Here is a 10,466-nt window from a genome sequence, read left to right as displayed (position 1 = left end):
AAATAAACCAGCAGAAAATGAGCTGAAATTAGCGGCTTAATAACAACCCATCATTGCAACTATGTTGACATCGACCGATAATCTAGACACTCTAGGCGTTGGTAATTATTTAATACCCAATACCCATCATGATAATAATCATCATCGTCAATAATCACTGATGGATACAGTTGTAATCCAGCAATATCAAAATGCTTAATTTTTTCCCTTAAGTCATTATTAATAATAATTGTATTACCATTCATATGTGCGGAGCTTATCGGTCTTTTTATACCATGGGCTTTATCTTTATACCCATTTTCAAAAAAAGCAGGCTCTAAGCCAAACTGAAGCTCCTTCCACCCAATATCGCGTGGCTCTGTTTGATCCGTTTCTGCTAAATAAAGCGTATTTTCATTAAAGTGTTCAAAAACTATATAATATTCATTATTATATTTATTCATTTTGTCACCTTAGGTGTCCATGTGCCCGTATAAGTAATTATTGCTTTATTTCCTGTTTTCTCACTGTCTTGGTAACGAAGATCTTCCCCAGAATGTGACCTATTATTACACCATATCCATACCATCTGAAATCGAAATGAGAATAATTAGTTTCTGTCATATTGCACTAACTATCTCAATCACAGACATAAAATCAACATTATTGCTCTATCAATGGCTGATTTCTAAGATAAAAAATACCATGTACCACCCCTTTATATTTAGGGCTATTAATATCACTGAGAGACACTGAGATTCGAGACCCATTACCTACCATCACCGCATCCCCTGTCGCCTGAATAGAAATGCCAGCCATATCCAAACGGCTACCATTAATTAACATTGTGTTATGCCCAGATATGTCAGCATTGGTCATGGTAACAACCGATTCGTCAAACGTTAGCGAGCTGCTTTGGCTGGAAAAGGTTAAATTCTCAATTTCCACTACAGAATCTTTAATTAACAAACCTCCTGTACTGATGTTTATCAATCGAATCCTGCCACAGTCTTTCACTACAATCGCATCATAATGACCGGAATAGGTTTTATCATTTTCCCCCTGACAAGTTAAAATGCCTTGGTTTTCCCCTGTGCTTGGTAGACTATATTTATCTGTGATAGGTTCGTTGAGTGCAGTTTCTAAAGCACTCATAAAGTCAGCATGGTGGCTTTTCATCGGCACATGCCCTGCTCCTTTAATCACCTGTAAACGTGCGTGGCTCATTTGTTTATTAAGCACTTTTCCTGTGCGAAGTGGTGCGACATTATCTTTATCACCCCAAATAATATTAACCGGTACAGCAACCTGATTAACCGCTTGACTAAAATCTTCTTCAACCAAACTTAACGCGGCATTCATATTGCTTGAGTCGGATACTAACCAATTCCATACATAATCATTATCTTGTAAAAAATTAGTTATCAAAGTACTTTTGGTCGTAGCCTCTATGATTGATGAGCTAACCTCGTTTAACCCTTCAATTTGCTGTTGCAGAAACGTAGATGAATCATCACCAGGCTCAAAGGCCACAATGTGCTTAATAAATGCTGATTTTTCTAATAGTCCAGCAGCATCCACCAAAATCAGCTGTTTAACTAACTCTGCATACAGTTCGGTATAACGTAAAGCGACCGCCCCGCCCATAGAGTGACCAATGATAATCGCCTTTTCACTACTATATTGCTTGCTAATTTTAGCAATAACATGGGCATAATTAGTCGACAGAAAGCGTCCCTTAGCAGCAGAAAGGCCAAAACCGGGTAGATCGATGGCTATCACATGGTAGTTTTTTTCAAGAGTTGGAATAACACTAAACCAATCTTTCATACCTATTTGGCCAAGCCCATGAATCAAAATGACAGGCGGGTTATGCTTGTTGCCAGCTTCTAACACGGCAACTTTGCTATTAAATATCTGCTCATCAAAATAGGATAATTGCCAATGCTCTGCAAGTCGCAATTCAACTGGTTCCGGTTCAACGCTTACTTTTATTTGCTGTTCTTGTTGTTGACTAGAACACGCAGATATCAGCAATAACATGCATATTGGTAATCTTCTTAACATCTTTCACCCTTAACAAAGCAACCAATTGAAAAATAACAATTAATAGTAAGCTATAGCTCTCTAAACACCTAGTACTCGTTACCGAGTCGATAATAATTCAAGTAACAGATCACAAAAATAATTGATTGAGCTCCTGAAGGCTATGTATCACTCGTCCATTGGGCCTAATCGGCATGGCGATATTGTGAATGACTGGCCGCTACAAATACCGCCTACATTAAGTCCTACTTAGACTTAATGACGTTCCAATAAATCGGATTATCATTTATATAGCCTTAATATACACTGACTACATGAATATAAATCAAATGCCATTTAACAAAATCCCACTTGCCTTAGCCATGATGATCATTGCCACTGGACAAGTGGGTGTCAGTATTTATCTGCCTTCATTGCCATTGATAAGCCGTGATCTTGGGGTGCCCCAAGCCGACATTCAGCAGCTTGTTACCCTATTTTTACTCGGGTTTGGATTATCACAACTTTTTTATGGGCCCTTATCTGATGCGATTGGTCGTCGCCCGGTATTTTTACTCGGTCAAGGTATCTATTTAGTCGGTACACTCATGTGTGTGCTATTACCCGACAGTTATACCGCTCTGATTGCAGGTCGCTTATTACAAGGTTTAGGCGCAGGTAGTGCATCGGTATTAGGCCGCAGTGTGATCCGCGATAGTTACAGTGGCAGTCAACTCACTCAAGCGATGGCTTATATGTCCGTAACAGCATCTATCCTGCCTATTTTGGCACCTGTTGTCGGCGGCTGGGTCGCATGGCATTTTGGCTGGCAATCCGTGTTTAGCTTTGTACTCGTTTATCTATTGGCCATTTTCACCTTGGGCTACTTTGTCTTGCCTGAAACGCTACCTCATGCTGTGACAAAATTTAATATCAAAAAGACCCTGCTCGGCTACTGGCACCTGTCAAGAAACTATCAAGTCATTTCATCAGCAAGCTATAACTGGATCGGTTATTTATCGAGTCTGGTCTCTGTATCACTACTGCCCTTTTTATTACAAGATGGACTAAATCTCAGTGCAGCAGAGTACGGAGAAGTGATGATCATCCCATCTGCAGGATTATTAATGGGCAGCTTGATCTTAAATAAACTAAATAAGCGCTTCACCACCAATCAGCTAATGTACTTAGCATCGAGCATTATGATGATGTCTGGCTGTTGGTTAGTGTTTAATGAGATGTCGTTGCGCAACCTGATATTTGGTTTTACTTTACTATCCATAGCACAAGGGATCAGCTTCCCATTATCGATAAGCATGTTACTGGCACCACACAGTAAGCAAGTCGGAGCGGTGTCTGCATTATCGGGTTCGGTACAGATGTGTATTGCCGGGCTGTTCGGTGGTTTTTTAATCAAGCATTTTATCAACAATCAGACTAGTTTGGGGATCTTCTATTTACTCACAGGTTTAGCCATTGCGCTGATATTAACGCATAGCCGACGTAGGTATATAAAAACAAACCCTATTTTAACCTTAAACGCGCATAACTCGAAATAAACTTTTAGTTGAATCTGCACCGCATCCTAGCTCAAATAACGTTAACGTAATCTATGTAATTGAAACGAGGCGATAATTCGCCTCACTATTGTAAAGTAATACGATTACCCATCGATAGCTTCCTTTCACGTATCGGTCTTCCGTGTCAAATTCATCGTGACAACAGTACAGAAAATTTAGCTTGTTTACGCCACATGGTGTTGAAGGTTATTTATATTCAATATTTATCAGCAATTAATCATAATTTGAAATAGATCACTTTATTAGCCCACAGTACTGATACCCTCTTATGGGTAGTAATTAATGAGAAAACGTTATATTACCAATACAGAGAATTAAAAGCGAAAACCGTAAAGTAACTCCTGTACTCAGAACATTTAGCCACGAGTTCATCTGGTGTTATAACGCCCAGTAAGACAATAATGTTAGTTGTACTGTTATAATATCAATTACAGCAAATAGATTTTTTCTATGGTTTTTCTCACCCTTAATTTAGAGTAATAACTCTAAACCAAAGGGAAGATAGAAGGTTAAGGCGCCACTTGATTAAGGAGCCTAAACGTTAAATTAACCATGCATAACCCAAAGTACCTGCTGGTATTTTACTATTGTAATCGGTTTATTTATTCATCGTTTTTAGGAGAAAGGAAATATGGAACCCTCAAATATAACAATTATTATTGCCATAATTGTCTACGCATTGATCGCTTTTGCACTAACAGAAGTATGCAGGCGCTATCGCAAGATTGGTGCCGCATTTATCATTCTGTCTTTGTTTACCTGTCCGCTCTGGGCTGCCAACCGAGATAACTGGTTTGAATGGGCAAAGATTATTAGTGTGTTATTACCCATGGTTATTGTTGGCTTCATGCGTATCGCCGTGTTTGAAAAAAAACAAGGCGCGTTTTGGGAAATATTTAAGAAACCCTGGACCCTGTGGTTTTTATTCTTCGTCCTCGCGTTAAACATTACTGAAGCCTCTATCCGTGATTGGCAATTTGGTAACTATATGAACTCGCTAACCGGCTTCATTCTGGTGCTGACGATTCCGTTTGTGGGCAAGTTTTGGCGTGTTGAAAAGATCACCTGTGGTGACTTGATCGTCGATTTCCCATTAGGCTGGTGCTTCCTGTACACCACTTGGAATGCGGCGTTTTTACTCGGTTGTATTCCTGACGAGTTTGCTGGCGGTCTTGCTATTTTAATCGCTTGTGAGCTTTATTCATTATTTGGCCGTCATGATCTATACATCATGGGACGTATTTATACGCTGGCCTTCTTTGTTATTCAGTTGGCTACAACCGATGTCCTGCCGTTCATGGATTCGTCTGCTTGGGCAAACCAAATGTTCGTGGATAACTGGGGCTTATTCAACATTGTCTGTGGTGCTGTCTACATTACTTGGTACAACTGGCAGATGTATACCGGTAAGTGTGATCAAAAATTCAGACACCCTGCTACAGCACCCGCAGGTATATATGCAGATACGGAAGTTGCGAATGCAGATGCTGGATTCTGCTCTCGATTCTATTTCCACAATAAACCCGAGAATAGAAAACAGTTGGAACAAACCAACTCTGTTCAGTCTTAACAATTTTATGTAATCAAACATAGAGTACTAGAATATAAAGGAAACAATATGATTAATACTAACGTCATAAAGAAATGGCTCACAGCAATACTTTGCTTGTGCTGCGCCGTATCTTTTAATACATGGGCTCAGGATGATCCGGCTAACACGCTTGGCCAAAAGGAACTACCTACAATTGGCATGTACCAAATTATTTTGGAGGGAATGCCAGGTAAAGGTGGGTTATCTTATCATTTAGAATTTGAGACGAATGGTAAAGTGCTCATTGAAAAAAAATTCAACGGCCAAGATGAACACGAAATTCATCAGTGGTCGCTGAATGGTCAAGCAATTACTATCCACCCACTAGAAGGCAGTGCGATCCGAGATTTTGATATCGCCAGCTTAACTATCATCGATGCAGAAAATATCCAGGTAAATCTGAATGTACCGGGAGATTCACTCCTGATCCTTGAGAAGGATGTTGAATTTAAACTTCTGCGCTGGCATAGCTTTATTGCTAAGTTGCACATTATTTTAACCTTGTTTGTGTTGATCCTGTTAAACGAGCTATTCCGTCGCTTTAAATGGAGTGGTTTTGTTTTCTTCGTTGGTCTTTCAATCGTGCTCAGTATCTTTGTTTGGCCATACCAAGGCGTCGTATACTGGTTTAAATGGGCAAAAGTTTATTCTGTGGTCCTTGCGTGTGTATTCTTCTTACTGATGCGATTTACTAAAGTACATGAGTATAATGCAGCTAAAATGTTCTGTGTATTCTTCCTTGCAGGTAATATTGCAGAAGCGGTAGGACAAGACTTTAGTATGGGATTCACTCCGAACATTCTTAACGGCCTTGCCGGGGTGTTATCTATTCTAACTTGTTACTATGGTTGGAAAGGCATTAAGGCAGATAATTCTGCGCAGAAGGATATGATCTGGCCACAAATGACCACACTTTGGATCATCGCTTATGATGTGTGGAATTTCACTTATGTTTACCTGAACTTCCCTGCCTCTGCGTCCGCGCAATTGATGGTTATTATCGCGGCAACGATTCCGGCCTTATTTATCAAGAAAGGAACATGGTTACAGGCTCGTGCTTATACATTGGCTATCTGGTTTATGTTCTATTTTACCTTTACCCAATTTTACGAACGCAATTTGTGGATTTTCCCAAGAGACGAATCATTAACATACCCAATTGCAGTACTTAGTTTAGTACTTAATATAATGTGTGTTATTCAGCTGGTACGTTTCTATCAAGTTAAAAAAGCAAATAAAGCCAATGCTCAGGCTGTAATAACATAATTCTTTCGGTACGTTTAAATAATTAGTGAGTATAAAAAGACCGTTCAGGATAACATCCGCTCGGTCTTGTTAATTCGGTATTATAGCAGCTGCGACCACGCATATTCCGCTAAGCATAAACCAACATTCTCCTTAGCATCATTATAGCGCTATCTCAACGCACCCAAAAGATGCCTCATTCTCATTGCGTAACCGTTCTTTTATATTAATTCCATTATATAATTGTTATTTTTAGTTGAATAATCAACGCTTTCTTGCTCAAATAACGTAAACATAATTAGAATGAGGCGATAATCCGCCTAATTATTGAGCAAAATGACCTAGCCATGAAATATAACCGCGTTTTTATTAATAGCCTGACCTATGAACTAGCTCCAGAAATCATAACAAGTACAGCTCTGGAGCTTCGCTTAGCTCCTTTATATCAAAAGCTGCGCATTCCTGTGGGCCAACTTGCCGCTCTCACTGGTATTACCCAACGTCGCTGGTGGCCAAAAGACTACATGTTATCTGATGGCGCGTTAATTGCCGCACAAAAAGCCCTGGATGAAACTGGCATCGATGTCAGCGATATCGGCGCTGTGGTGTATACCGGAGTTTGCCGTGATCAGCACGAACCAGCAACAGCCTGCCGTATCGCCGCAAAACTGGGCGTATCTAATAACACCGCCATTTATGACATTAGCAACGCCTGTTTAGGGGCCTTGTCCGGCATGTTAGATATCGCCAACCGCATCGAATTGGGCCAGATCAAAGCTGGTTTAGTGGTTTCTTGTGAATCTGCACGTCACATTGTTGATGTGACTATCGATGATATGTTAGCCGATCCGACCATCAGAAATTACGCCACATCACTGGCGACCTTGACCGGCGGTTCTGGCGCAGTAGCCATATTACTTACCGATGGCAGTTTAAATTTAGCTGGGTCTCACAATCACCAATTACTCGGGGCCACGCACTTATCTGCGCCTGAACATCACGACCTATGCCAGTGGGGATTGAAAGAAATCGATACGCAGTTATACCGTGAATATATGCGTACCGACGCAGTCAAATTGCTTAAAGAAGGCGTATCACTGGCGCAAGAAACCTGGCAGCAATTTTTAGCGCAACGCCAATGGACACCCGAAGATGTCAATAAAGTGATTTGTCATCAGGTGGGCGCAGCCAACCAAAAGAAAGTGTTAACCGCCTTAAATATTCCAGTTGAAAAAGAATTTCCGACCTTCAAATACCTGGGGAACATGGGCACAGTATCACTGCCAGTGACAGCCGCGATGGCCGACGAAGAAGGCTTTTTGAAGAAAGGTGACAACGTGAGCTTCTTAGGAATAGGCAGTGGCTTAAATTGTATGATGCTTGGATTAAAGTGGTAACTTGGATACTTCAAATATGTTAGATAAATTATTTCCGTTTAAACGTAATTTCCTTGACCGTAATGGTCAGCAATATCATTACCTCAATGAAGGAACCGGAGAGCCTGTCGTCATGGTTCACGGTAACCCAAGTTGGTCGTTTTATTATCGTAATCTGGTCTCGGCATTAAGTAGCAATTATCAGTGTATTGTACCCGATCATATTGGTTGCGGTCTGTCTGATAAACCCGATGATAACGATTACGACTATACCTTAACCAGCCGTATTGATGATCTGGAAGCATTACTTGAGCATCTGGATGTTAAAGAGAACATCACCTTAGTCGTCCACGACTGGGGCGGCATGATAGGTATGGGTTACGCGGCGCGATATCCAGACCGGATAAAACGCCTAGTGATCTTAAATACCGCGGCTTTTCACCTGCCGTTATCAAAAGCGTTTCCACTGCCATTGTGGATCTGTCGTAATACCATTGTCGGCACGTTTTTAGTGCGCGGTTTTAATGCCTTTTCATCCATCGCGTCGATTGTTGGTGTCCGTCGCAAAGCCATGAGCCGAGATGTTCGCCGCGCTTATGTATCGCCTTTTAACTCTTGGCGTAACCGTATTTCCACCTTACGTTTTGTGCAGGACATTCCGCTAAAACCTGAAGACCGCAATTATCAGTTAGTCACCGATATTGGCGATAGTCTGGCTAAGTTTTCGACAGTGCCAACCCTGATCTGCTGGGGATTAAAAGATTTTGTGTTTGATAAACACTTTTTAGCACAATGGAAACAACGCATGCCGCACGCGCAAGTAAATGAGTTTGATGACTGCGGTCATTATATTCTGGAAGACGCCAGTGATGAAGTCATTGCATTGATCACCGACTTCATGACCGATAAGCGTTAAGTTGTATGACCATTAACGCAACCTCAGAGGCGATTAATTTCTGTCGCCACCTCTCACAAGCCGCATTCGCGACCCCCGACTCGCTCGCCGTCGCTGTACAGCAGAGTTGTAAAGGGCAATTGGTTTATGACGAGATTAATTTAGCCGCTCTTGATCAGCAAAGTGATGAGCTCGCCTATGCGCTAAATGCTTATGGCATAAAACGAGGAATGAAAGCGGTATTAATGGTCACGCCAAGCATCGATTTCTTTGTCTTGACCTTTGCATTATTTAAAGCCGGTATCGTGCCGATCTTGGTTGATCCAGGAATGGGCATTCGCAATCTAAAACAATGTTTTAGTGAATCGGCTCCCGATGCTTTCATTGGTATTCCCAAAGCCCATATCGCGCGTAAACTGTTTGGCTGGGGTAAAGACAGTGTCAAATTTAGCCTTACCGTCGGCGGTTGTGAAATACTGTCGCGCCTCACTGGGCAAATGAGCTTACTGCGTTTATTAACCGAGTATCGTACCAATTTAACCCCCAATAAACAGCAAGATGAGCAGGTTAAGCCTTATCCTATTGCGCTATTTGATAACAGTGACTTGTGCGCCATATTATTCACTAGTGGCAGTACTGGCGTGCCTAAAGGCGTGGTTTACAGTCACCAAATGTTTGAAGGGCAAATACAAGCGCTCCGCGATGATTACGGTATCAAACCCGGAGAACGGGATCTCAGTACCTTTCCATTATTCTCGCTATTTGGTCCGGCGCTGGGCATGGCGTCAATTGTGCCCGATATGGATGCCAGCAAACCGATAACCGCAAACCCGGACTTTATCTTTGCTGCCATTGAAAAATACCAGTGCACTAACCTGTTTGCTAATCCGGCATTAATCGAGATCCTTGGTCAAGCGGGCTGCAAACACGATAAACCGCAGATATTAACCAGTTTGAAACGCGTGATCTCTGCGGGCGCTCCGGCAACCTTATCGTCAATTTCACGCTTTACTCGCTTGCTGAATACCAATGTAGAAGTCTGGAATTCTTACGGTGCTACAGAGTCATTGCCGCTTACGAAAATTGGCAGTAAAGCACTGCTAACTATGCAAGACATTACAGATAATGGTGGCGGGATCTGTGTTGGTCAGCCAATCAAAGATGTTGAGATAGCCATTATTGCGATCAGCGAAGATGTCATTACAGATTGGGATGATGAGTTAACCTTACCAACCCAACAAATTGGTGAGATAGTAGTGAAAGGACAAGTGGTCAGTCAGCGCTATTATCGCCGCGACGTCGCCACTCAACAAGCCAAGATCAAAGACCCAACGAGCACTGAGTCACAGCCAGTGTTTCGACACCGCATGGGGGATCTGGGATATTTGGATGAACAAGGCCAGTTATGGATGTGTGGACGTAAAGCCCACAGTGTCGTCACGCCGAGTCAACGCTATTTTCCGATCCCTTGTGAGCGTATATTTAATACCCATGAGCAAGTGAGACGTACCGCACTGGTGGGGATCCAATACCAAGGTGAAACCATCCCGTTACTGTGTGTCGAATTAGAACATGATGCTGTCATCTCTACTGAGCAGTTATTTAACGAACTTAACGTGATTGGCAATAAGCATCAGCAAACATCCGCGATCAACGCGTTTTTAATTCACCCTGATTTTCCTGTTGATATTCGCCACAATGCCAAAATATTTCGTGAAAAACTAGCGGTTTGGGCGAAAAAACAAGCACCTTACAATCGTTGACAGTATTCCCAA

At 41.8% G+C, this 10,466-nt stretch carries 8 protein-coding genes; 6 read left to right on the top strand and 2 right to left on the bottom strand.

From position 1 onward, the window contains the following. Positions 1-59 precede the first annotated feature (59 nt). Both HRT96_RS12385 and HRT96_RS12380 read right to left on the bottom strand, forming a co-directional pair. Positions 60-443, bottom strand: a complete 384-nt coding sequence (locus HRT96_RS12385; RefSeq protein WP_293157015.1) for a hypothetical protein — start codon at positions 441-443, stop codon at positions 60-62. Between the two features lie 199 nt (positions 444-642). Beyond that, a complete protein-coding gene (locus tag HRT96_RS12380; protein WP_293157013.1) occupies positions 643-2,046 on the bottom strand; it encodes an alpha/beta fold hydrolase in 1,404 nt (467 codons plus the stop codon). Between the two features lie 293 nt (positions 2,047-2,339). Here HRT96_RS12380 and HRT96_RS12375 point away from each other — a divergent pair, with 293 nt between their 5' ends. From HRT96_RS12375 to oleC, 6 genes are all read left to right on the top strand, one after another. Next, positions 2,340-3,563, top strand: coding sequence for a multidrug effflux MFS transporter (locus HRT96_RS12375; RefSeq protein ID WP_366051833.1), 1,224 nt, complete (start codon positions 2,340-2,342; stop codon positions 3,561-3,563). A 652-nt stretch (positions 3,564-4,215) separates the two neighbouring features. Then, the gene (locus tag HRT96_RS12370; RefSeq protein WP_293157010.1) at positions 4,216-5,154 is read left to right on the top strand and encodes a DUF5692 family protein; all 939 of its coding nucleotides are present in this window, start codon (positions 4,216-4,218) and stop codon (positions 5,152-5,154) included. 48 nt (positions 5,155-5,202) lie between these two features. Continuing rightward, a complete protein-coding gene (locus tag HRT96_RS12365; protein ID WP_293157008.1) occupies positions 5,203-6,441 on the top strand; it encodes a DUF5692 family protein in 1,239 nt (412 codons plus the stop codon). 326 nt (positions 6,442-6,767) lie between these two features. Further along, positions 6,768-7,817: a 3-oxoacyl-ACP synthase III gene (locus HRT96_RS12360; RefSeq protein ID WP_293157006.1), complete on the top strand. Its 1,050-nt coding sequence runs from the start codon at positions 6,768-6,770 to the stop codon at positions 7,815-7,817. Between the two features lie 16 nt (positions 7,818-7,833). After that, complete coding sequence (locus HRT96_RS12355) at positions 7,834-8,712, top strand: alpha/beta fold hydrolase (RefSeq protein ID WP_293157004.1); 879 nt, start codon at positions 7,834-7,836, stop codon at positions 8,710-8,712. 5 nt (positions 8,713-8,717) lie between these two features. Next, positions 8,718-10,454, top strand: a complete 1,737-nt coding sequence (gene oleC, locus HRT96_RS12350; protein WP_293157002.1) for an olefin beta-lactone synthetase — start codon at positions 8,718-8,720, stop codon at positions 10,452-10,454. Positions 10,455-10,466 lie beyond the last annotated feature (12 nt).

It is taken from the genome of Moritella sp. (assembly GCF_013215705.1).
GTDB lineage: Bacteria > Pseudomonadota > Gammaproteobacteria > Enterobacterales > Moritellaceae > Moritella.
Note: the sequence above shows the minus strand (reverse complement) of the source record. Positions and strands in the feature narration are given on the sequence as shown.